This window comes from Massilia sp. 01N410 (assembly GCF_056399665.1).
On sequence record NZ_JBFTRV010000027.1, the window covers coordinates 37782 to 58502 of the forward strand.

Sequence of the window (20721 nt, forward strand, 5' to 3'; positions counted from 1 at the left end):
GTCTGTTCCTTAGCCCGGGAAGTTTTCCGGGATCTTGGCCGCGGCGCGGGCGGCGGCGGACGAGATCACGTTGCGGCGCACGAGGTCGGTCAGGTTCTGGTCGAGGGTCTGCATACCGACGTTGGAGCCGGTCTGGATCGCCGAATACATCTGCGCGATCTTGGCTTCGCGGATCAGGTTGCGGATCGCCGGGGTGCCGATCATGATTTCGTGCGCGGCCACGCGGCCGGCGCCGTCCTTGGTCTTGAGGAGGGTCTGCGAGATCACGGCCTGCAGCGATTCCGACAGCATCGCGCGGACCATCTCCTTTTCTTCGGCCGGGAAGACGTCGACGATACGGTCGATGGTCTTGGCCGCCGACGAGGTGTGCAGGGTGCCGAACACCAGGTGGCCGGTTTCGGCCGCCGACAGCGCCAGGCGGATGGTCTCGAGGTCGCGCAGCTCGCCGACCAGGATCGCGTCCGGGTCTTCGCGCAGGGCCGAGCGCAGCGCGTTGTTGAAGGACAGCGTGTGCGGGCCGACTTCGCGCTGGTTGATCAGGCACTTCTTGGAATCGTGGACGAACTCGATCGGGTCCTCGATGGTGAGGATGTGGCCGTACTCGTTCTCGTTCAGGTGGTTGACCATCGCCGCCAGCGTGGTCGATTTGCCGGAGCCGGTCGGGCCGGTCACCAGCACCAGGCCGCGCGGTTTCAGGGCCAGCTCGGCGAAGATCCGCGGCGCGTTCAGTTCTTCCAGGCTCAGGATCTTGGACGGAATCGTACGCATCACGGCCGCCGCGCCGCGTTCCTGGTTGTAGGCGTTGACGCGGAAGCGCGCCAGGCCGGGAATCGCGAACGAGAAATCGCACTCCAGCATCTCTTCGTACTGCTTGCGCTGGCCGTCGTTCATGATGTCATAGATCATGCCGTGCACGTCCTTGTGCTCCAGCGGCGGCAGGTTGATGCGGCGGACGTCGCCGTGCACGCGGATCATCGGCGGCAGGCCGGCCGACAGGTGCAGGTCCGAGGCCTTGTTCTTGACCGAGAAGGCGAGGAGTTCAGAGATGTCCATTTAGATATAATCCTTGTGCTGCATCGTCGTCGTCCCCGCGAAGGCGGGGATCCAAGTTCTGTTTGCGTCGACGATACTCATGCAAACCTGGGTTCCCGCCTTCGCGGGAACGACGTTATGCCGCTTTGCTTAGACCGAAAAATATTTCCTGTAGAAAACCATTATGTCCACAATCGCCGGGAACTTGCAAGCTGTCGAAGCGACAATCGAGACCGCCTGCCGGGCCGCAAACAGGCCGCGTTCGACGGTCCAGCTGCTGGCCGTATCCAAGACCTTCCCTGCGGAAGCCGTGCTCGAAGCGGCCGCCTGCGGCCAGCGCGCTTTCGGCGAGAACTACCTGCAGGAAGGCATCGACAAGATCGCGGCTGTCGCAAAAGCGCTACCGGATACGTCGCTGGAATGGCATTTCATCGGTCCGATCCAGTCGAACAAGACGCGCCCGATCGCCGCCAATTTCTCCTGGGTGCACACGGTCGAACGCCTGAAGATCGCCCAGCGCCTGTCCGAGCAGCGCCCTCCCGAACTTGGGCCGTTGAACATCTGCCTGCAGGTGAACATCAGCGGCGAAGCCAGCAAGAGCGGTGTGGCGCCGGAAGAACTGCCGGCACTGGCGCAGGCAGTCGCCGCGTTGCCGAACCTGCGCCTGCGCGGCCTGATGGCGATTCCCGAACCTCAGGAAGACCCGGCGCTGCAGCGGGAACCCTTTGCGCGCCTGCGCGAGCTGGCCCAGGCCATCGTCAAGTCCGGCATCCAGTTGGACACCCTGTCGATGGGCATGTCCGGCGACATGCGCGCGGCGGTGATGGAAGGCGCGACCATCGTGCGCGTGGGCAGTGCCATCTTCGGCGCACGCCATTACGAGTAAGTTTCCAAGGAATCGTATGAAGATCAGTTTCATCGGCGGCGGCAATATGACCACCGCCCTCATCGCCGGCCTGGCCGGCAAGGTGGCGCAGGCCTCGGATATCCACGTGGTCGACCCCAATCCGGAAGCGCGGGACAGGCTGCGCGCCCAGTACGGCGTGACGACCGCGCCCGAGATCGCCGCCGAAGTCGCAGCGAGCGAGGTGATCGTGCTGGCCGTGAAGCCGCAGCAGATGCGCGACGTGGCGCTGCGCCTGCAGTCGCAACTGGATGCGCGCCCGCTGGTGCTGTCGATCGCGGCCGGCATCCGCGGCACGGATCTGTCGCGCTGGCTGGGCGGCTATGGCGCCATCGTGCGCACCATGCCGAACACGCCGGCCCTGATCGGCCAGGGCATCACCGGGATGGTGGCGATGGCCGGCGTCAGCGAGGCGCAAAAGGCGGCCGCCGACAGCATCCTGCGCGCGGTCGGCAAGACCGTGTGGCTGGAGTCGGAAGAGCTGATCGATCCGGTGACGGCGGTGTCGGGCAGCGGTCCGGCCTATGTCTTCTTCTTCCTCGAGGCGATGCAGCAGGCGGCCGTCGAGATGGGACTGTCCGCCGAGCAGGGCAGGGAGCTGGCGATGGCAACCTTTAGCGGGGCAGCCCAGCTGGCGGCGCAGTCCAGCGAGCCGGCCGACGTGCTGCGCCAGCGCGTCACCTCGAAGGGCGGCACGACTTACGCGGCCATCGCCAGCATGGAAGCGTCCGGCGTGAAGCAGGCCATCGTCGATGCCATGAAGGCGGCGGCGGCGCGCGGGCGCGAGCTGGGCGAGGAGCTGGGCAGGGGATAAGCGGCTTCTCCGCTTGATGTCCGTGCAGGGCGGCCTATACTTCGCTTGAATACCTCAAGCCAGGAGAGCGCCATGACGCGTAAATATATCGATTGTCGTGAGTTTCCGAGCGAAATGAATTGCAGCATCACGATCGCGTCCGACCGTGAAGATGAGCTCATCGAAGCCGCTGCCCAGCATGCGGTTGCCGTGCACAAGCATGCGGATACGCCCGAATTGCGCACGCAGCTGAAAAAGATCATGCACGAGGGCAGGCCGCCCGATTAATCCGGGCTAGCACCGGCCATCGCACGAAATCGCCCGTTCGTCGTACCGCCCGGGTGGTGGGGATACTGGCGTGCTAATGTTCAGTATCTACTAAGCAACCGGGCTATTTTCATGCGCGTCCCTTCTTTCCTGGTCCTGCTGGCCCTCGCCGGCAGCGTCCACGCCAACGATTCGATCAATGTCGGGCATAAGACCGATGCGGATGAAGCCAAGCCGATGGCATGGCGTTTCAGCCTGCTGGAAAAGGCCCGGAGCGTGTTCGAAAAGCGCGCGGCCGAACAGGCGCCGGGCGCCACGATGAGCTTCCGCCTGCCGAAAGTGGATGCCGCGCAGGGCGGCAACCAGGTCGAGATCGTCGGCGCGGATCACCGCCTTCCCTTGCCGATGGCGTCCAACACCAGCTTCTCGCTGACACGCGGCACCCTGGCCGAGGACGACGGCGCCATGGTGGTCGTGAACCGCAATTTCCCGAAAGGCGAATTCAACCACCCGCTGGTGCAGGTGCGCTCGCCTGGATTGCCGGACGGCGTCCAGCGCATGGGCGACCTGCGCCTGGCCTGCGCGGCGCAGATGGCGATGGCGAAAGGGGAAGGACTCAAGGTCCGGGCGGCGCTCGGGGCCGCAAGCTTGTTCGGCTTCAATATCTGCGACGAGCTGGAAGCCACGAAGGTCGAGGCGCCGAAGGGCGCTTACGATAGCGTGACGATCGAGGACGGCGGGCGCCGCCTGGTGCAGTCGGCGAAGGACAAGCATCCGGCAAAACTGGGCGACAAGGCCTGGTCCGACAACGCCCGCATCAGCTACACGCTGGGCGGCCACCTGGTCCAGTAAAAGCGGCCGGCTTCATATGCCGTCGACTTGTACCGGCATGTGCATGTGGGAGCGCACCTGGTTGCGCCCCCCGTTCTTGGCTAGGTAGACGGCAGCATCCGCCGCGGCAAACAGTTCACAGATGTTCTGTCCTGGCTCCATTGTTGCTACGCCAATCGACACCGTTGCCTGCACTCTCGGCTTGGTCAACAGGGGAGCATGTGCAATACCTCTACAGATCCGTTCTCCGATTTCCAGCGCTGCGGCCAAGGGCGTGTCCGGCAGAACGACGACGAACTCCTCGCCGCCAAAGCGCGCACAGAAATCGTCCGAACGCAGGAATTCGCGTAGCCTCTGCGCGAAAGCACGCAAGACATCGTCGCCAACCATGTGGCCGAATTCATCGTTGATATTCTTGAAGAAGTCGATGTCGAGCATCAGGATGGAAAAAGCTATGCCGGAGGCAGCGCGCCGCTCGAGCTGGCGCTTGAGTTCTTCATCGAGTGCCCGGCGGTTTCCTTGCCCTGTCAGCGCGTCGGTCGCCGCGTCGAGTTCGACCTTGTGGAGCGCCGTGCGCAGTTGCGACGCCAGCGAGGCATTAGCGTGCTGCAAGCGAATTCCTTCGATCAAGCGTTGTGAGATCGCGCGCGTGTAGTAGGCGGTGAGGGCGATGAAAACGCTCAGGCCGGCAACGTAATCGAGCGCACCCTGGCTGCTGGTAAGCAGCAATAACCCGAATACCGCCATGCTCCACAGGATGCCGATTTGTCCGAAATAGGCCACCACATAGGTGCCATACACCTGTGCATTGATCGACGTGACGCCGCACAACAGCGCCATCAGCGTAGCGTCGAGCGTGGGGTCATACCCGATCAAGAACCAGGTAAGCAGACCCCAGCCAAAGCCGTCCAGCCCGGCGATCCAGCGAAGCCGATTGCGATGAAGCGCCAGCTGGGAGCCGACGACGATCATATGCTGCAAGACCGCCAGACTGCCAGCCCATACCGCGGCAGCACACCCCAGCCACAAGGCGATGGAATGGATGGGAACACGGCCCCAGCAGAACCATACGGCGAGCAGCCATCCGACTGGCGTGGTGGTGAGTGCGCGACGAAGCGCAATCGCACATTCCGAAAAGCCGGTTTCGCGAGCGAGAGCCAGGTCCGACTTGCTGATTGACTGATGGGTGTTCACGACATGCCTTGGCGCTGGGTTAGAAGACACGCTTGTTGCGACCGTCCGCCGGTGGACGGGTCGCCGGTCTGTCCAGCATAACAGGTTGCCTGATTGAAAAAATCACAAACTATCACGTCGGGATGGAATCGACCCGATCGCGGACCTTGCGCGATGCGCCGGCTAACCCTTATTCGACCGGTAACATGCGCCGCAAGGTAGCATCGTGGCGGACGACATGGTGATAGAGCGCTGCCGCCGCATGCATGGCTACCAGGGCCAGCAAAACCCACATGGCGGTGGCATGCACGTCACCCGCAGTGAGCGCCCAGCGTGCTTTCGGTGCGGCAATCGACGGTAGCGTGATCAATCCGAACAGGCTTACCGTCAGGCGATGCGCAGAAGCCGATGCCCAGCCGAGCAAGGGACCGGTCAGCAGGATCAGGTAAAACAGCCGATGTATCAACAGGGCGACCACACGTTCCCACGCTGGCGCCTGTGAGGCTTCCAGCGGCACCGGGTACATCAGACGGTGGACCAGGCGCGCCGCCATCACGACAAGTATCAGCACACCGATCGAAAAATGCAGGCCGATCCAGGTGTCGGGCTGCGTGTGCGGGCCGATATCCGGCATCGCCAGCGCCGTCACGAACTGGATCGTGACCAGCAGGACGATCGTCCAGTGCAGGGCTTTCGCCGTCGGGGTATAGACTGCGGCGCCATGGCTTGTCATTTTCCGCCCAGTGTGCGGTGGAGCTCGTCGATGCTTTCCTTGTGCCTGGACACGGTATCGTAGGAGGCAGTCGCGAATTTCTTCAGGTCGGGGTCCGACGTCGCCTTCATTTCCTTGCCCTGGTCTTCGACGTCTTCCTTGTGATCCTTGGCCTCGTATTTCACGTATTCCTTGTCGAAATCCTTGCCGCTCAGCTTGCCTAGCTTGTCGAATTCCTTCTTCTGGCCATGATCCATGTCGTCGGGCAAGGTCACCTTCTTCTGGCTGGCCAGTTGCTTCAGCTTCGCCAGCTCCTTGCCGTGGTCGTCGATCATGCGCTTGCCAAACTGCTTGACGCGCTCATCGGCGGCATTCTTCTGGGCCATTTCACCCATCGCGACTTCGGAGATCAATCCATGTGCGGTCTTGGTCATGTATTTCTCATCCTTGTGGCTCAGGTCGGCAGCGACGGCGACATGGGCAAGAGACAGCGCCGCAGCGGCTGCGGCCAGGCGAACGACGACGTTGGACATGTTTTCCTCGCAGGAGTGTTCGGTAGTCAAACACTAACACGACAGGTATTTCGACGAGTTCCGATTGAAACTAGACACAACACCAAATGTAGTTTCTGCGATTCACTGTGGGCTTGCGTACGGTGTTTACCGGCGCAGCCGCGCCAGCATCGCCAGCGCCCCCTGGGCCATGCGCCAGGCCGAGGTGCCGGATGCGGCCAGCGCCAGCAGGCGCTTGCGGCGCAGCAGCGCCATGCCCAGCCCGGCGCCGAGGGCGCCCAGCACCAGTTTCTTGTGGCCGGCCACATAGCCGGCAAGCGGATGGTCGAGCACATTCGACGGCCGCAGCGACTGTAGTTCGTAGGCCAGGCCGGTACGCTGCTCGGCGCAGCGTTCGACGAGTTCCGCGCGGCGCGCGGCGAGGGAGGGTTTATTCATTGGCGGCCTCCGCGTGCGCGTGGGCCGTGTGGCGCACGTACTCGACGTCCTTGCGCAGTTCGGCCAGCGTGGCCGCGAACAGGGGCGTCTGGGCGTTCAGCCTGGCGCGTACGTTTGACACGATCAGGAAGGCAGCGGCGCCAAGCAGGACGGCCATGCCGGCCACCGCCTGCAGGCGGTAGGCGTCCCAGAACAGCAGGATCACGAACAGCGCCACCAGCATGAAGCTGCCGGCCGCCAGGAACACCGCCAGCAGCGCCCACGCGAGGTAGCCGAGCAGGCGGCGCGCGTCTTCCTGGAATTCGACGGCGGCCAGCTCCAGCCGCGTGCCGACCATGGCCACCAGGGTCGCGGTTATACGGCTTGCCGCCGCCAGGATCGCCACGGGGTCAGCCCGATTACTTGCGGGCGATCAGCATGCCGATCACGACGCCGACGGCGCCGGCGATGCCGACCGACTTCCAGGGGTTTTCCTGGACGTACTCGTCGGTGGCCTTGGCGGCGACCTTGGTCTTCTCGACCACGACTTCTTCGAGGCGGATGATGTCGTCCTTGGCCTTGACGAGGGTGCGTTCGAACTTGGCCTTGGCCGCCTTCAGCTCTTCGCCGGTCAGCGAGCCGCTGTGGCGCAGCCAGGCTTCGGCGTCATGGATGACGGTCTTCAGGTCGGACAGCAGCTGGTCGCGTGCGCCGGTCTGGGTCGGGATTTTTTCCATCATGGTGAACCTCGTCGAAAGTGGGTGTGTATTAGTGTCAATATTAACCTAAAGCATAATCCAGCGCGACGCCGGCGAACAGTGCGGCGCCCAGCCAGTTGTTGTGGCGGAAGGCGGCGAAGCAGCGCATGCGGTCGCGTCCGCGGATCAGGGTGTAGTGATACAGCGCCATCGCGGCCGCCACCAGCACGCCGCCCACGAACCACCAGCGCAGGCCAAGCATCCAGCCGCACACCAGGTCGATGCCCAGCGCCGCCGCATAGCACAGCATGACGGCGACTACATCGTATTTGCCGAAGGTGATCGCCGAGGTGCGGATGCCGATCCTGAGGTCGTCGTCGCGGTCGACCATGGCGTACTCGGTGTCGTAGGCCACGGCCCAGAACACGTTCGCCACCAGCAGCCACCAGGCCACCGCCGGCACGCTGTCCTGCACGGCGGCGAAGGCCATCGGGATGCCGAAGCCGAAGGCGATGCCCAGGTAGGCCTGGGGAATGGCGAAGAAGCGCTTGAAGTAGGGGTAGCTGCCGGCCACGATCACGGCGATCACCGAGAGCTGCTTGGTGAGCGTATTCAGCGGCAGGATCAGCAGGAAGGACAGGATCGCCAGCACCAGCGCGACCATCAGCGCTTCCCAGCCCTTGATGCGGCCGCTGGTCAGCGGGCGGTCGACGGTGCGCTTGACGTGGCGGTCGAAGTCGCGGTCGGCGTAATCGTTGATCGCGCAGCCGCTGGAGCGCATCAGGGCCGTGCCGAGCACGAAGATGACGACCACCATCGGGTCGGGCCGCCCGCCGGATGCCATCCACAAGGCCCACAGGGTCGGCCACAGGAGCAGCAGGATGCCGATCGGCTTGTCTGCACGGATCAGGCGGAAGTAGAGCGCCAGCTTGTTCATCGCGGATTCTGAATTGAAAATTTGCAAGATCAGGATTTTAGCCTGTTCATGGCGCACGATCGACTATGCACAAGGTATGACGGGCTCGAGCGGGCTACGATGCCGGCTTTCGACAATAAAAAAGGGGGGACGAGATGCAGCTCGCAAGTATCGTGGTGGCGGCAGGTATCGGGCTCGGCTGTTGTGCGCTGGCCGATGCGGCTGCCAGGGCGGGCGCCGGCGCCGGCCGAGGGGATGCTGATCGCGGCGCGGCCGACTGGACCGAGGCGCAGTCGCTGCGCGAGCTGCCGGCCGGCATCCAGGCCCTGCTTGGCGTGGGCCTGGGCGAGGAGGGCGGGATCGCCGACCGCGGCGACCGCTTCAATGCCGGCGACGTGCCGGGGGGCGGCCTGCCCCAGCGCCGCTTCGCGCTCGGCGCCGTGAATGGCGACATCGTCGTGGTGGCCGTCGAACAGGGCGGACACGGCTATCAGGTGCAGACGATGGAATTCCGGCTGACCGGCGTGACCTGGGAGCCGGTGCGCTGCACCGTGGGCGCCGCCGCGCCGCGCCGCAGCACGGAACTGCTGGAAAACATCCTGGCGCGCCAGCCGGCCGCGCCGGGCGCCTGCCAGCTGCCCGGCTTTCATCCCGAACCGGCGCCGGCGGCCGCTGCCGTCATTGCGGTGCCCGCTGTTCAGCCGCGTCTCAGGCCACGTCCTGGAACGTGACCATCTCCACACCCGGCAAGCCGCATTCGGCGACGGCATTGACCACGGCGTCGATCGCGGCGCGGCGCGTGAAGCTCTTGCGCCAGACGATCACCACGCGGCGCGACGGCGCCGGATCCTGGAAGGGTACGAAGGTCAGCATGCCGTTCGGGTCCTTCATGTCCGGCACCGAGGCGCGCGGCAGCACGGTCAGGCCGATGCCGCTGGCGACCATGTGGCGGATCGTCTCCAGCGACGAGCCTTCGAAGGTGCGCTGCATGCCGTTGCCGGTGCTGGGCGAGGAAAACTTGGCCATCTCCGGGCAGACTTCCAGCACCTGGTCGCGGAAGCAGTGGCCGGCGCCCAGCAGAAGCATGGTCTCGCTCTTGAGGTCTTCGGCGGAGATGTCCTTGCGCGTGGCCCAGGGGTGATTCTTCGGCATCGCGACCACGAAGGGTTCGTCGTAGAGCGGCTGCACCGCCATGCCGTGTTCCGGCAGCGGCAGGGCCATGATGGCGGCGTCGAGTTCGCCCTGGCGCAGCAGGTCGAGCAGCTTGACCGTGAAATTCTCCTGCAGCACCAGTGGCATCTGCGGCACCTTGTCGATCAGGTTCTTCACCAGCGGCGGCAGCAGGTAGGGGCCGATGGTATAGATCACGCCCAGGCGCAGCGGGCCCGACAGCGGATCCTTGTTCTGCTTGGCCAGTTCCTTGATGGCGGCGGTCTGTTCCAGTACACGCTCGGCCTGGGCCACGATCTGGGCGCCCAGCGGCGTCACCGAGACTTCGGAGCCGCCGCGTTCGAACAGCGTCACGCCCAGTTCGTCCTCGAGCTTCTTGATGGCGACGGACAGGGTTGGCTGTGCAACGAAACAGGCCTCGGCGGCGTGGCCGAAATGCCTGGCGCGCGCGACGGCAACGATGTATTTGAGTTCGGTCAGGGTCATGAGCTTCAGGATTACAACGGTTGCCGCTTGTTAAGTAGGTGAACACTATTTTAGCGGGAAACCTGTCGATATAATGGGCCGCTCCGGGCGATGTTGCCCGCTGTTAATAAAAAGGCCACCATGTCCTCCACCTTCGGCCCGGCGGAAGCCCAGGCGTATATGCACAAGCTGCTGACCGTCATGCAGCAGCAGGGCGGATCCGATCTCTTCATCTCCGCCGACTTCCCTCCCAGCATGAAGCACCAGGGCGCCATGAAGCCGCTCAGCAGCCAGCGCCTGACCGGCGAGGTGACACGCGCCCTGGCCCTGTCGCTGATGAACGAGCGCCAGCGCGCCGAGTTCGAGGCCGAGATGGAGTGCAACTTCGCGATCTCGCTGCCGAACGTGTGCCGCTTCCGCGTCAACGTCTTCGTGCAGCAGCAGAGCGTGGGCATGGTGGTGCGCACGATCGCTTCCGAGATCCCGACCTTCGAGAAGCTCGACCTGCCGGACGTGCTGAAGGACGTCGTGATGACCAAGCGCGGCCTGGTGCTGGTCGTCGGCGGCACCGGCTCCGGCAAGTCGACCACGCTGGCGGCCATGATCGACTACCGCAACGCCAACTCGGCCGGCCACATCATCACGGTCGAGGACCCGGTCGAGTACGTCCACAAGAACAAGAACTGCCTGGTCACCCACCGCGAGGTCGGCGTCGACACCCACTCCTGGCACAACGCACTGAAGAACACGCTGCGCCAGGCGCCGGACGTGATCCTGATCGGCGAGATCCGCGACACCGAGACCATGGAACACGCGATCGCCTTTGCCGAAACCGGCCACCTCTGCCTCGGCACGCTGCACGCGAACAACGCCAACCAGACCATGGACCGGATCATCAACTTCTTCCCGGAAGAGAGAAGGCCGCAGCTGCTGATGGACCTGTCCGCGAACCTGCGCGCCATCGTCTCCCAGCGCCTGATCCGTACCGAGGACGGCAAGGGCCGCAAGGCGGCCATCGAGATCCTGCTGAACACCCCGACCATCAGCGAGATGATCCTGAAGGGGAACTTCCACGGCATCAAGGAAATCATGCACAAGTCGCGCGAACTGGGCATGTGCACCTTCGACCAGGCGCTGTACGAGCTCTACAACGCCGGCTACATCGGCTACGACGAAGCGATCCGCAACGCCGACTCGGCCAACGGCCTGCGCCTGCAGATCAAGCTCTCGGGCGAACGCCGCGCACCGGGCGGCGACGGTGGGACTTCGAAGGCCGAGCTGTCGATGATGCTGGAAGAAGAGCCGGAAGAGGGCGATAATTAACACGTCGTCCCCGCGAAGGTGCAATAATGCCCCCAGCATTATTGCCCCAAGTTCCCATGCCCACCTTCGAACAAAAACTCACCACCCGCGCCGCCCTCCAGCAACGCGTCGCCGCCCTGCCCAAACCCGTCGTGCTGACCAACGGCGTCTTCGACATCCTGCACCGCGGCCACGTCACCTACCTGGCCCAGGCCCGCGAACTGGGCGCTTCGCTGGTGGTCGCCGTCAACACCGACGCCTCCGTGAGGCGCCTCGGCAAGGGCGACGACCGTCCGCTCAACACCATGGCCGACCGCATGGCCGTGCTGGCCGCGCTGGAATCGGTCAGCCTGGTGGTCGAGTTCGACGAGGACACCGCCCTCGAGGTGGTGCAGGAAGCCCGCCCCGACATCTACGCCAAGGGCGGCGACTATGTCATGACCGAGATCCCGGAGGGGAAGGAAGTCATCGCCCAGGGCGGCAAGGCGGTCGCGATCGACTTCGCGCACGACCGCTCGACCACCAGGCTGGTCGCAAAAATCCGCCAGTTCGGCGGATAAGCCCGGCAGCCAGGATTCAGCCGCCGGCGGCCTTCGCCGGCGCTCCCGTTTCCAGCGCCTTCAGGCGTTCGATGGAGTGCCCGATCGACGGATCGAGCGACAGTGCACGGCGGTATTCGTCGATCGCCAGCTGGTGCTCGCCGGCCGCCTCGTAGGCTTCGGCCAGGCTGTCGGCGATGCCGCCCCAGTCCGGCGCCAGCTTCGTCCCCAGGCGGAAGATCGGCACCGACTCCTTCACGCGCCCGCTGCGCAGCAGCTGGTAGCCGTACACGTTCAGCCAGACCGGCTCCAGGCTGAACTCCGGGCTGGAAGCACGCATCCTGTCGTAGACATCCTGCGCATGCTCGTAGCCGCCGGTCTGCAGGGTGCGCACGAAGGCCTCCAGCGTCGGCGCCGTGCCCGCGCCCTTGCGGCGCTCCACCGACATCATGTGCGCGGGCGCCTGGTTGGCCGAGGGCTGCTTGTCGAGGAAGACCATGGCATTCGCGTCGTTCTTCAGGTAGGCGTCGAGGAAGCGTTCGACGTAGCGCGCGGTCCAGCTGTGCGCCATCGAGACTTCGTCGCGCGAGTACTCGCCGAAGCGCTTGTCGTTCACGAAGCGCAGGCCGTCCGACGCGAAGTCCGCATGCGCCATCGGATGCATCGTCACGACGGTCATGTCGGCATAGGTCATCTGGTTCAACAGGTTGAAGTCGAGCTTCTTCTTTTTCTTCGCCAGGGTTTCGAGCGAGTCGCGCTCACGGGCCACGAACAGCATCGGCACCGCCAGCCGCGCCGGCGTCGCATACTTGGCCGCGTCCTTGCCGCCGTCGACGAACTCGGGCCAGTAGCGTACCGAACCGTCCAGGCTCACCAGGGCGCGGATACGGTCGTCGCGGGCCGCCGCCAGCACGTTCGCCAGCCCGCCCCAGCTGTAACCGGCCACGGCGATGCGCGACACGTCGGCCTGCGGCATCCGGCTGGCCTGGCCGATCAGGAAGGCGATGTCGGCGGCCTGCGCCTCCAGGCCCTCGAGGTCGCTCGTCATGGCCCTGGTGCGCGCCCCCATCGAACTGCTTGCGATCACGATGTAGCCGTGGCTGGCCAGGTATTCGCACAGGTCGACGTTTTCGGTTGCCGAGGCGCTGAAGCTGGGCGCGTAGATCACCACCGGGAATTTGCCGGCGGCTGCGGGCGCATCCTTGCTGGCCCACATCGGCTGCGCCAGCGTGCGTTTCGCCGCGGCGGGCGCCAGGCCGGCGGTGTTGCCGGCGATGGTGGTCTCGGTCGCGGCCTGCACCTCGGCGGCGGAGAGCCAGGGCGCATCTTCGGTCGCCTTGGTCGCCATGTAGTCGCGCCAGGTGAGCGGCTTGCCCCTGGCGCTGGCCGGATACCAGGTGATAGCCTGGATCGGCCGCGCGCGCTCATGGGTTTCAAGCTGGCCGGTCACCATGTCGAAGGAGGGGCGGTAGACGCGGCTGTAGTCGTACTGCGACTTGACCTGCACGCCGACCGGCCAGGGCCCGGGGTCGTTCGAGAAGACGAAGGGGCCAGCGCCGCCGGCAGCGGCGCTGGCCGCGGCGCCGGCGGCGCCCGATGCGGCCAGCAGCAGGAGGACGAGAAGTTTGGGCATCGCGAAAAATGGATGAAATGGAAAGGCCCTCATCCTAGACGCTGGCCCGCGAGCGGCATAGCTGGTAGATTTACCAGCCCGGCGTTGAACTCAGGCGCCGCCCGCGTAGCCGTTCTGGCGCCAGGCCTCGTAGACCACCACCGCCACCGTGTTCGACAGGTTCAGGCTGCGGTTTCCCGGCATCATCGGCAGGCGGATGCGCTGGGCCGGCGGGAAGGATTCGCGCAGGGCCGGATCGAGGCCGCGCGACTCGGCGCCGAACACGAACACGTCGCCGGGCCTGAAGGCGGCGTCGCCGAAGGGAGAAGAGCCGTGGGTGGTCATGGCGAACATGCGGCTGGTGTCCGGCTGTGCGTCCGCCAGGAAGGCGTCCCAGTTCTTGTGCACCTTCATGGTCGCGTAGTCGTGGTAATCGAGGCCGGCGCGGCGCATCTTGGCGTCGTCCAGCGGGAAGCCCAGCGGCTCGATCAGGTGCAGCTGGGCGCCGGTGTTGGCGCACAGGCGGATGACGTTGCCGGTGTTCGGTGGGATTTCGGGTTCGACCAGTACTACGTGAAACAAATTCTTCTCCTTGAAGGCGACGGCAGGATGCCTTGAAAGCGGGAGCATAGCGCAGAACGGCATCGCCGTTGCAAAGTCGTCCTATCAGGATCGATGGGCAGAATTCGCCTGGCGTATTGACAGGCTCTGCCTATACTGAGTGGATTCGTTTTCGGCCCAACGGTGTACTTCGACACGAGGAGCAACTATGAACGGATCCGGTTTTTCCCGCCGCCATCGCTGGGCGGCCATCGTCCTGGCTTCGGCCGCTGCCCTGCCGCTGCTTGCCGGCGCCGGCCCCGGCAACGGTAACGCCAACGCCAATGCCAGCGCCAGCGCTGCCAGCCCCACACTGGACGACAACGACGGCCGCGTCCAGCGCGGCCGGGAAATCGTGCCGGCCGGCGTCATCCTGAACCTGAAGGGCAAGTCGCGCGGCATGGTCTGGCAGGGCAGCTATATCGTCAACACAATGGGCTGCGTCGATTGCCACACCCACCCCAGCTATTCCCCCGGCGGCGATCCCTTCCAGGGCCAGCCTGAGCGCATCAATGCCGAGCAATACATGTCGGGCGGCCGCATGTTCGGTCCGACCATCACCGCCGCCAACCTGACGCCGGACAGCAAGGGGCGCCCGGCGGGCCTGACGCGCGACGAATTCGTGCAGACCTTGCGCACCGGCCACAATCCCCACGATCCGGCAGGCCAGATCCTGCAGGTGATGCCCTGGCCGACGGTCGGCAAGATGACCACGCATGACCTGCACGCCGTCTACGAGTACCTGAGCGCGCTGCCTTCGCTGCCCGACAATCCGCACCCCGGGCCCTGAGCTGTCCGCGCGCCGTGTCAACCGCCGCCGCCTCAGGCGCGCGGCGGCGTGCGCGCGAACACGAGATTGGTCACGCGCGCGGCGCCGAAGCGCTTGAAGGTGGCCGCCAGCTCGTCCAGCGTGCTGCCGCTGGTCATGACGTCGTCGACGATGCCGACGTGGCGGCCGTCCGCCAGGTCCGGGTCTTCGATGACGAAGGCATCGCGGATGTTGTCGGCGCGCTCGTGCGGCGAGACGCCGGACTGGGCGCGCGTATCGACCCGGCGTGAGGCCAGCGCCGGCTGCAGGGCCACGCCCAGCGAGGCGGCCAGCGGCCGCGCGATTTCGAGGGCCTGGTTGAAGCCGCGCTCGACCAGTCGGTTTGGGCCCAGCGGTACTGGACACAGCAGGTCGGGCAATGGGTGCCCGGGGCGGGCCAGCACGGCGTCCCTCAGCATGCGGGCGAACCAGGGGGCCAGCGGCAGGCGGGCGCTGAATTTCAGTTGCAGGACCAGGTGGTCCAGGGGTGGGGTGTAGTCGATGGCGAAGATGGTGGCGTCGTAGTGGGGTGGGTAGGTCTGGCAGGTGGGGCAGGTGCTTTCTTTGTTGTCGTTATGCTCGCGGAACTGAGGTCCCCGCCTTCGCGGGGACGACGGGGTAGGGCGCGGGGACGACGAGGTAGGGCGCGGGAACGACGGGGTAACTAACGGATTGCCGCAGCGGGCGCAGCGATTTTTTGCCGGTTGGCAAAAATGTTCCCGGCAGGGTGCGCAGACGACGTCGTCGCAGCCGCCTCCGCACAGGGCGCACTGCGAGGGCAGCAGCAGATCCAGCATGGCGCGTGGCCAGCGGCGGAGCGGGGGCAGCGGGTGTCGGAGCATAAGGAGCCTGTCGCCAAACGGTTCAGGCCCCATCATGTACACTGCCGCCATGTCCCAATTTGACCGCAGTTGACCCATGGCTTCGCCCCAATCCCCCTCCAAGATGAGTGCGCCGATCGACCCGGCGCGCATCAAGCAGCTGTTTGCCGACCCCGCCCGCGTGGCGCCCTCGGATTTCCTGCGCCGCGAAATCGCCGGACGCATGTTCGAGCGCCTGTCGCTCGTGAAGAATTCTCCGCAGCAGGTGCTGGATGCCGGCTGCGGCACCGGCGCCGATCTCGCCGCGCTGCAGAAAGCCTATCCCGCCGCCCAGGTGCTGGGCGTGGACGCGGTGCCGGCGACGCTGCGTGCCGCCGCCGGGGCCGGCCAGGCGCCGCGCTCCTTCCTCAGCCGTTTGCTGCCGGCCAAGAGCGGCATCGATCTCGTTTGCGCCGACTTCGGCCAGCTGCCTCTTGGTCCGAACTCGGTCGACCTCGTATGGTCGAACCTGGCGCTGCACTGGCATCCGCAGCCGGACCGCGTGTTCGCGGAATGGCGGCGCGTGCTGCGCGTGGACGGCCTGCTGATGTTCTCGAACTTCGGCCCGGATACCTTCCTCGAGCTGCGCAACGCCTTTGCGGCGATGGACGAAACCCCGCACACCTTGCCCTTCGTCGACATGCACGATTTCGGCGACCAGCTGGTGGAGGCGGGCTTCACCACGCCGGTCATGGACATGGAGCAGATCACGGTCACCTACGACAGCGCGCAGGCCCTGCTGCTTGACGTGCGCGCCTTCGGCGGCAATCCGCTGGCCACGCGCCGCCGCGGCCTGGTCGGGCGCGCGGCCTGGCAGCGCATGCTGGATGCCCTGGAAAGCCAGCGCCGTCCGGACGGCAAACTGGGCCTGACCTTCGAGATCATCTACGGCCACGCCTTCCGGCCGGCGCCGAAAGTCACGGCGGCGGGCGAGGCGATCGTGCGTTTCCAGCCACGCCAGTAAGCGCCGCGTCCGCAGTCAGCGCGAGAAATTGCCGCAGTGCATCATGCATCATCATGCGGTTGAGGTAATTTTCCTTGAATAAAAATTAGCGATTTCAGTATAATCAATGACACTTTTTTCGACTGAAGCAGTCATCACGCTAAAAACTTCAGCAAAAACAGCGTGTAGTCGAACTGGTTGCAGCAACACCAAAGGCTTCGGAAACCGCGTTTTGCGGTCCGGGGCCCGAGCAAAAGCGTTCATCGAGGTCTCGTAGTCCCTGATGGTCGAAGTTTGCAGGAAGGATTTCGGAGCGGCGGCAGTTCGTTCATGGAGTGCCGGCCTCTTTAAGAAAATTCAATTTTTTTGGGTGGTTGGGGACAACATGACTTATGCAAAGCGATTAAAAGCGGCGATGTCCGGTCTCGCGGTAGGAGCCGGCATGCCGGCCCTGGCGTGGGCCGAGCCCGAGGTCATCGGGCGGCCGGTCGAGCACCAGCTCAACATGCAGCCTGCCGTAACGGGCATCGGCGACTATATCTACAGCCTGCACAACTGGATGATGATCGTCTGCCTGATCATCTTCATCGGCGTGTTCGGCGTCATGTTCTATTCGGTGTTCAAGCACCGCAAATCCCTGGGCCACAAACCGGCCACCTTCCACGAATCGACCGCCGTCGAGATCGCATGGACGGTGGTGCCCTTCCTGATCGTGATCGGCATGGCGCTGCCCGCCACCCACGCGGTCGTCGCCATGAAGGACACCTCGAACCCGGACCTGACCATCAAGGTCACCGGCATGCAGTGGAAGTGGGGCTATGACTACCTGAAGGGCGAGGGCGAGGGCATCGGCTTCCTGTCGAACCTGTCCACCCCGCGCAGCGCCGTCGGCGAGCCGGGCGTGGCGCCGACCACCGCGCGCACCGAGACCTACCTGCTCGAAGTCGACAACGAGATGGTGGTGCCGGTCAACAAGAAGGTGCGCCTGGTGCTGACCGCCAACGACGTCATCCACTCCTGGACGATTCCGGCCTTCGCCGTCAAGCAGGACGCGATCCCGGGCTTCGTGCGCGACACCTGGTTCAAGGCCGAGAAGATCGGCACCTACCGCGGCAACTGCGTCGAGCTGTGCGGCAAGGAACACGCCTTCATGCCGATCGTCGTGAAAGTCGTATCAAGCGAGGACTACACCGCCTGGGTCAACACCAAGAAGAAGGAAATGGCGGCCCTGGCCGACGATCCGAACAAGGTCTGGACCATCGACGAACTGAAGACCAAGGGCGAGAAGATCTACGCCGCCAACTGCGTGGCCTGCCACCAGGCCAGCGGCCAGGGTGTGCCGAACGCCTTCGCCTCGCTGGTCGGTTCGCCGGTCGTGCTGGGTCCGAAGGCCGAGCAGATCAACGTGCTGCTGAACGGTAAGCACAGCGGCAAGTATCCGAGCGCCATGCCGGCATGGAAGCAGCTGTCCGACACCGACATCGCGTCCGTGATCACCTATACCCGTAATAACTGGACCAACAAGGCCGGCGAGAACATCGTCCAGCCGTCGGAAGTCCTGGCCGCCCGCGGCAAATAAGCGCTTGGAATCGGAGACCCTGAAATGAGTTCCACCATCGATCACGCACACAATCACGATGACCGGAGCGCGCACGACCATGCGCACGATCACGCACACGACCATCCGACCGGCCTGCGCCGCTGGCTGTTCGCCACCAACCACAAGGACATCGGCACCCTCTACCTGTGGTTCTCGTTCACCATGCTGCTCTCGGGCGGCGTGCTGGCGCTGATGATCCGCACCGAGCTGTTCCAGCCGGGCCTGCAGTTCTTCCGTCCCGAGTTCTTCAACCAGCTGACCACCATGCACGGCATCGTGATGGTGTTCGGCGCGATCATGCCGGCCTTCGTCGGCTTCGCCAACTGGATGATCCCGCTGCAGGTGGGCGCCTCCGACATGGCGTTCGCGCGCATGAACAACTTCTCGTTCTGGCTGCTGCCGCCGGCCGCGATCCTGCTGGCGACCTCGTTCTTCGTGCCGGGCGGCGCCACCGCCGCCGGCTGGACCCTGTACGCGCCGCTGTCGACCCAGATGGGCCCGGGCATGGACATGGCGATCTTCGCCCTGCACATCATGGGCGCCTCGTCGATCATGGGTTCCATCAACATCATCGTCACCATCCTGAACATGCGCGCGCCTGGCATGACCCTGATGAAGATGCCGATGTTCTGCTGGACCTGGCTGATCACCGCCTACCTGCTGATCGCCGTGATGCCGGTGCTGGCGGGCGCCATCACCATGACCCTGACCGACCGCCATTTCGGCACCTCCTTCTTCAACGCGGCAGGCGGCGGCGACCCGGTCATGTACCAGCACATCTTCTGGTTCTTCGGCCACCCCGAGGTCTACATCATGATCCTGCCGGCCTTCGGCATCGTCTCGCAGATCATCCCGGCCTTCGCCCGCAAGCCGCTGTTCGGCTACGCCTCGATGGTGTACGCGACCGCCTCGATCGCGATCCTGTCCTTCATCGTCTGGGCCCACCACATGTTCACCACCGGCATGCCGGTGACCTCGCAGCTGTTCTTCATGTACGCCACCATGCTGATCGCGGTGCCGACCGGCGTGAAGGTGTTCAACTGGGTCGCCACCATGTGGAAGGGCTCGATGACCTTCGAAACGCCGATGCTGTTCGCGGTCGGCTTCATCTTCGTGTTCACGATGGGCGGCTTCACCGGCCTGATCCTGGCCGTGACCCCGATCGACATCCAGGTGCAGGACACCTATTACGTGGTGGCCCACTTCCACTACGTGCTGGTGGCCGGCTCGCTGTTCGCCCTGTTCGCCGGCTTCTACTACTGGGCCCCGAAATGGACCGGCCACATGTATCCGGAAGGCCGCGGCAAGGCCCACTTCTGGCTGTCGCTGATCACCTTCAACATCACCTTCTTCCCGATGCACTTCCTGGGCCTGGCCGGCATGCCGCGCCGCTATGCCGACTACGCGGTGCAGTTCACCGACTTCAACCAGATCGTGTCGATCGGCGCCTTCGGCTTCGGCCTGAGCCAGGTCTACTTCCTGTTCTTCGTGGTGCTGCCGACCATCCGCGGCGGCCAGAAGGCGGAAGCCAAGCCCTGGGAAGGCGCGGAAGGCCTGGAGTGGACGGTGCCGAGCCCGGCGCCTTTCCACACCTTCGAGCACCCGCCGCTGGTGAAGTGAGATGACGATGGCTGAATCAAGCCAGGAGCGTGCCGCCCGGCTGCGCAGGAAAAACCTGCGCACGGCCTGGCTGGTAGGCGGGCTGGCGCTGTTCTTCTTCGTGCTGCTGTTCGTCAAGCGGCTCTGGCTGAGCTGAGATGAGCGACGCACCACGAGCCGAACAGCGCGGCCGCCTGGCCCTGAACCGCACCACCTTCGCCAAGCTGGTGGTGGTGGCCGGCGTGATGTTCGGCTTCGGCTATGCGCTGGTGCCGATCTACCGCCAGGTCTGCGAAGTCCTCGGCATCAACGTGCTGACGCAGAAGGACGGCACGGTGGAGCGTCCGGCCAACACCCAGGTCGACCTGACGCGCACCGTCACCGTCGAACTGGACGGCAATGCGCAGGGGCCGTGGCGCTTCCGTCCGACCCAGCGCAGCATCGACGTGCACCCGGGCGAGATGGCGACCGTGGTCTACGAGGTCGTGAACACCCAGGCGCGCACCGTGAAGGCGCAAGCCATCCCGAGCTACGCGCCGCAGTCGGCGACGCCGCACTTCAAGAAGGTCGAGTGCTTCTGCTTCAAGGAGCAGGTGCTGGGCCCGAACGAGGCGCGCCAGATGCCGGTGGTGTTCTTCATCGACCCGGCGCTGCCGCGCGAAGTGAAGAACATCACGCTGTCATACACCTTCTTCGAGATCGGCGGCGGCACGGTGGCAAAAAATGAATGAGGAACGCAAAGCAAGCTTCGGCGCCACCATGAAGGCCGTGTTCTGGTCCTTCTTCGGGGTCCGCAAGCGCAAGGATTATGACCACGACGCCGCCAACCTGAACCCGATCCACGTGATCGTCGGCGGCTTGCTCGGGGCGGCGATCTTCATCGGCATCCTGTTGTTCGTGGTGCGGATGGTGGTGGCGAAATAAGGAACAAGCAGCAAGCAGGAATTCGACAAATCAAAAAGTTCGTT

27 protein-coding genes are annotated in these 20721 nt (G+C 64.8%); 14 read left to right on the top strand and 13 right to left on the bottom strand.

Translation table 11 applies throughout. From position 1 onward, the window contains the following. Positions 1–9: 9 nt before the first annotated feature. Entirely contained in the window at positions 10–1053 is a 1044-nt protein-coding gene (locus AC1DOP_RS25080) for a type IV pilus twitching motility protein PilT (protein WP_442124218.1), read from the bottom strand. A 163-nt stretch (positions 1054–1216) separates the two neighbouring features. On the opposite strand from AC1DOP_RS25080, the gene AC1DOP_RS25085 reads away from it, so the two are divergent. The 4 genes from AC1DOP_RS25085 to AC1DOP_RS25100 all read left to right on the top strand — a co-directional run bounded on the left by AC1DOP_RS25085 (position 1217) and on the right by AC1DOP_RS25100 (position 3848). Next, positions 1217–1918 carry a YggS family pyridoxal phosphate-dependent enzyme gene (locus AC1DOP_RS25085; protein WP_442124219.1) on the top strand — a complete coding sequence of 234 codons (702 nt, stop codon included), beginning with the start codon at positions 1217–1219 and terminating at the stop codon, positions 1916–1918. A gap of 16 nt (positions 1919–1934) precedes the next feature. Beyond that, positions 1935–2750, top strand: coding sequence for a pyrroline-5-carboxylate reductase (gene proC / locus AC1DOP_RS25090; RefSeq protein WP_442124220.1), 816 nt, complete (start codon positions 1935–1937; stop codon positions 2748–2750). A 72-nt stretch (positions 2751–2822) separates the two neighbouring features. Then, positions 2823–3017: a DUF1059 domain-containing protein gene (locus AC1DOP_RS25095; RefSeq protein ID WP_442124221.1), complete on the top strand. Its 195-nt coding sequence runs from the start codon at positions 2823–2825 to the stop codon at positions 3015–3017. A 111-nt stretch (positions 3018–3128) separates the two neighbouring features. Further along, positions 3129–3848 (top strand): hypothetical protein, encoded by a 720-nt coding sequence (locus AC1DOP_RS25100; RefSeq protein ID WP_442124222.1) that lies wholly within the window; start codon positions 3129–3131, stop codon positions 3846–3848. Between the two features lie 12 nt (positions 3849–3860). On the opposite strand, the gene AC1DOP_RS25105 is transcribed toward AC1DOP_RS25100, so the two are convergent. The 7 genes from AC1DOP_RS25105 to ubiA all read right to left on the bottom strand — a co-directional run bounded on the left by AC1DOP_RS25105 (position 3861) and on the right by ubiA (position 8276). Further along, positions 3861–5021 (bottom strand): GGDEF domain-containing protein, encoded by a 1161-nt coding sequence (locus AC1DOP_RS25105; protein WP_442124223.1) that lies wholly within the window; start codon positions 5019–5021, stop codon positions 3861–3863. 169 nt (positions 5022–5190) lie between these two features. Continuing rightward, a complete protein-coding gene (locus AC1DOP_RS25110) occupies positions 5191–5733 on the bottom strand; it encodes a cytochrome b (protein ID WP_442124224.1) in 543 nt (180 codons plus the stop codon). Further along, positions 5730–6245, bottom strand: coding sequence for a DUF4142 domain-containing protein (locus AC1DOP_RS25115; RefSeq protein ID WP_442124225.1), 516 nt, complete (start codon positions 6243–6245; stop codon positions 5730–5732). The genes AC1DOP_RS25110 and AC1DOP_RS25115 overlap by 4 nt, the downstream gene beginning before the upstream one ends. A 126-nt stretch (positions 6246–6371) precedes the next feature. Next, positions 6372–6662, bottom strand: a complete 291-nt coding sequence (locus AC1DOP_RS25120) for a hypothetical protein (protein ID WP_442124226.1) — start codon at positions 6660–6662, stop codon at positions 6372–6374. After that, positions 6655–7047 (bottom strand): phage holin family protein, encoded by a 393-nt coding sequence (locus tag AC1DOP_RS25125; protein ID WP_442124227.1) that lies wholly within the window; start codon positions 7045–7047, stop codon positions 6655–6657. Before AC1DOP_RS25125 ends, AC1DOP_RS25120 begins: the two co-directional genes overlap by 8 nt. Before the next feature lie 13 nt (positions 7048–7060). Further along, the gene (locus AC1DOP_RS25130) at positions 7061–7381 is read right to left on the bottom strand and encodes an ElaB/YgaM/YqjD family protein (RefSeq protein WP_442124228.1); all 321 of its coding nucleotides are present in this window, start codon (positions 7379–7381) and stop codon (positions 7061–7063) included. A gap of 40 nt (positions 7382–7421) precedes the next feature. Then, complete coding sequence (gene ubiA, locus AC1DOP_RS25135) at positions 7422–8276, bottom strand: 4-hydroxybenzoate octaprenyltransferase (protein WP_442124229.1); 855 nt, start codon at positions 8274–8276, stop codon at positions 7422–7424. A 134-nt stretch (positions 8277–8410) separates the two neighbouring features. On the opposite strand from ubiA, the gene AC1DOP_RS25140 reads away from it, so the two are divergent. Next, complete coding sequence (locus AC1DOP_RS25140) at positions 8411–8986, top strand: hypothetical protein (RefSeq protein WP_442124230.1); 576 nt, start codon at positions 8411–8413, stop codon at positions 8984–8986. On the opposite strand, the gene AC1DOP_RS25145 is transcribed toward AC1DOP_RS25140, so the two are convergent. After that, complete coding sequence (locus tag AC1DOP_RS25145; RefSeq protein WP_442124231.1) at positions 8964–9911, bottom strand: hydrogen peroxide-inducible genes activator; 948 nt, start codon at positions 9909–9911, stop codon at positions 8964–8966. The genes AC1DOP_RS25140 and AC1DOP_RS25145 overlap by 23 nt on opposite strands. Before the next feature lie 120 nt (positions 9912–10031). On the opposite strand from AC1DOP_RS25145, the gene AC1DOP_RS25150 reads away from it, so the two are divergent. Together AC1DOP_RS25150 and rfaE2 are read left to right on the top strand one after the other, a co-directional pair. Beyond that, positions 10032–11213, top strand: coding sequence for a PilT/PilU family type 4a pilus ATPase (locus tag AC1DOP_RS25150; protein ID WP_477253979.1), 1182 nt, complete (start codon positions 10032–10034; stop codon positions 11211–11213). 56 nt (positions 11214–11269) lie between these two features. Further along, positions 11270–11752, top strand: a complete 483-nt coding sequence (rfaE2, locus tag AC1DOP_RS25155; RefSeq protein ID WP_477253981.1) for a D-glycero-beta-D-manno-heptose 1-phosphate adenylyltransferase — start codon at positions 11270–11272, stop codon at positions 11750–11752. Between the two features lie 16 nt (positions 11753–11768). Here rfaE2 and AC1DOP_RS25160 read toward each other — a convergent pair whose 3' ends face one another. Together AC1DOP_RS25160 and trmL are read right to left on the bottom strand one after the other, a co-directional pair. Next, entirely contained in the window at positions 11769–13364 is a 1596-nt protein-coding gene (locus AC1DOP_RS25160; RefSeq protein ID WP_477253983.1) for a dienelactone hydrolase family protein, read from the bottom strand. Between the two features lie 90 nt (positions 13365–13454). Continuing rightward, a complete protein-coding gene (trmL, locus tag AC1DOP_RS25165; protein WP_477253985.1) occupies positions 13455–13925 on the bottom strand; it encodes a tRNA (uridine(34)/cytosine(34)/5-carboxymethylaminomethyluridine(34)-2'-O)-methyltransferase TrmL in 471 nt (156 codons plus the stop codon). Positions 13926–14112: 187 nt separating this feature from the next. On the opposite strand from trmL, the gene AC1DOP_RS25170 reads away from it, so the two are divergent. After that, the gene (locus tag AC1DOP_RS25170; RefSeq protein WP_442124236.1) at positions 14113–14733 is read left to right on the top strand and encodes a hypothetical protein; all 621 of its coding nucleotides are present in this window, start codon (positions 14113–14115) and stop codon (positions 14731–14733) included. Between the two features lie 32 nt (positions 14734–14765). On the opposite strand, the gene AC1DOP_RS25175 is transcribed toward AC1DOP_RS25170, so the two are convergent. Continuing rightward, positions 14766–15548: a ComF family protein gene (locus tag AC1DOP_RS25175; protein ID WP_477253987.1), complete on the bottom strand. Its 783-nt coding sequence runs from the start codon at positions 15546–15548 to the stop codon at positions 14766–14768. Between the two features lie 121 nt (positions 15549–15669). Between AC1DOP_RS25175 and AC1DOP_RS25180 the strand changes: the two genes are divergently transcribed. After that, positions 15670–16575: a methyltransferase domain-containing protein gene (locus tag AC1DOP_RS25180; RefSeq protein ID WP_477253989.1), complete on the top strand. Its 906-nt coding sequence runs from the start codon at positions 15670–15672 to the stop codon at positions 16573–16575. Between the two features lie 51 nt (positions 16576–16626). Here the strand turns inward: AC1DOP_RS25180 and AC1DOP_RS25185 are convergent, their stop codons facing one another. Further along, positions 16627–16818, bottom strand: coding sequence for a hypothetical protein (locus AC1DOP_RS25185; RefSeq protein WP_477253991.1), 192 nt, complete (start codon positions 16816–16818; stop codon positions 16627–16629). Positions 16819–16939: 121 nt separating this feature from the next. Here AC1DOP_RS25185 and coxB point away from each other — a divergent pair, with 121 nt between their 5' ends. Genes coxB through AC1DOP_RS25210 form a run of 5 tightly spaced genes read left to right on the top strand, consistent with a single transcriptional unit; the run spans position 16940 to position 20677 of the window. After that, positions 16940–18133 carry a cytochrome c oxidase subunit II gene (gene coxB / locus AC1DOP_RS25190; protein ID WP_442124239.1) on the top strand — a complete coding sequence of 398 codons (1194 nt, stop codon included), beginning with the start codon at positions 16940–16942 and terminating at the stop codon, positions 18131–18133. A gap of 24 nt (positions 18134–18157) precedes the next feature. Continuing rightward, positions 18158–19774, top strand: a complete 1617-nt coding sequence (ctaD, locus tag AC1DOP_RS25195; protein WP_442124240.1) for a cytochrome c oxidase subunit I — start codon at positions 18158–18160, stop codon at positions 19772–19774. A 7-nt stretch (positions 19775–19781) separates the two neighbouring features. Next, positions 19782–19910, top strand: coding sequence for a hypothetical protein (locus AC1DOP_RS25200; protein WP_477253994.1), 129 nt, complete (start codon positions 19782–19784; stop codon positions 19908–19910). A 1-nt stretch (position 19911) separates the two neighbouring features. Further along, the gene (locus tag AC1DOP_RS25205; protein ID WP_442124242.1) at positions 19912–20484 is read left to right on the top strand and encodes a cytochrome c oxidase assembly protein; all 573 of its coding nucleotides are present in this window, start codon (positions 19912–19914) and stop codon (positions 20482–20484) included. Further along, complete coding sequence (locus tag AC1DOP_RS25210; protein WP_442124243.1) at positions 20477–20677, top strand: DUF2970 domain-containing protein; 201 nt, start codon at positions 20477–20479, stop codon at positions 20675–20677. Before AC1DOP_RS25205 ends, AC1DOP_RS25210 begins: the two co-directional genes overlap by 8 nt. Positions 20678–20721: the final 44 nt, after the last annotated feature.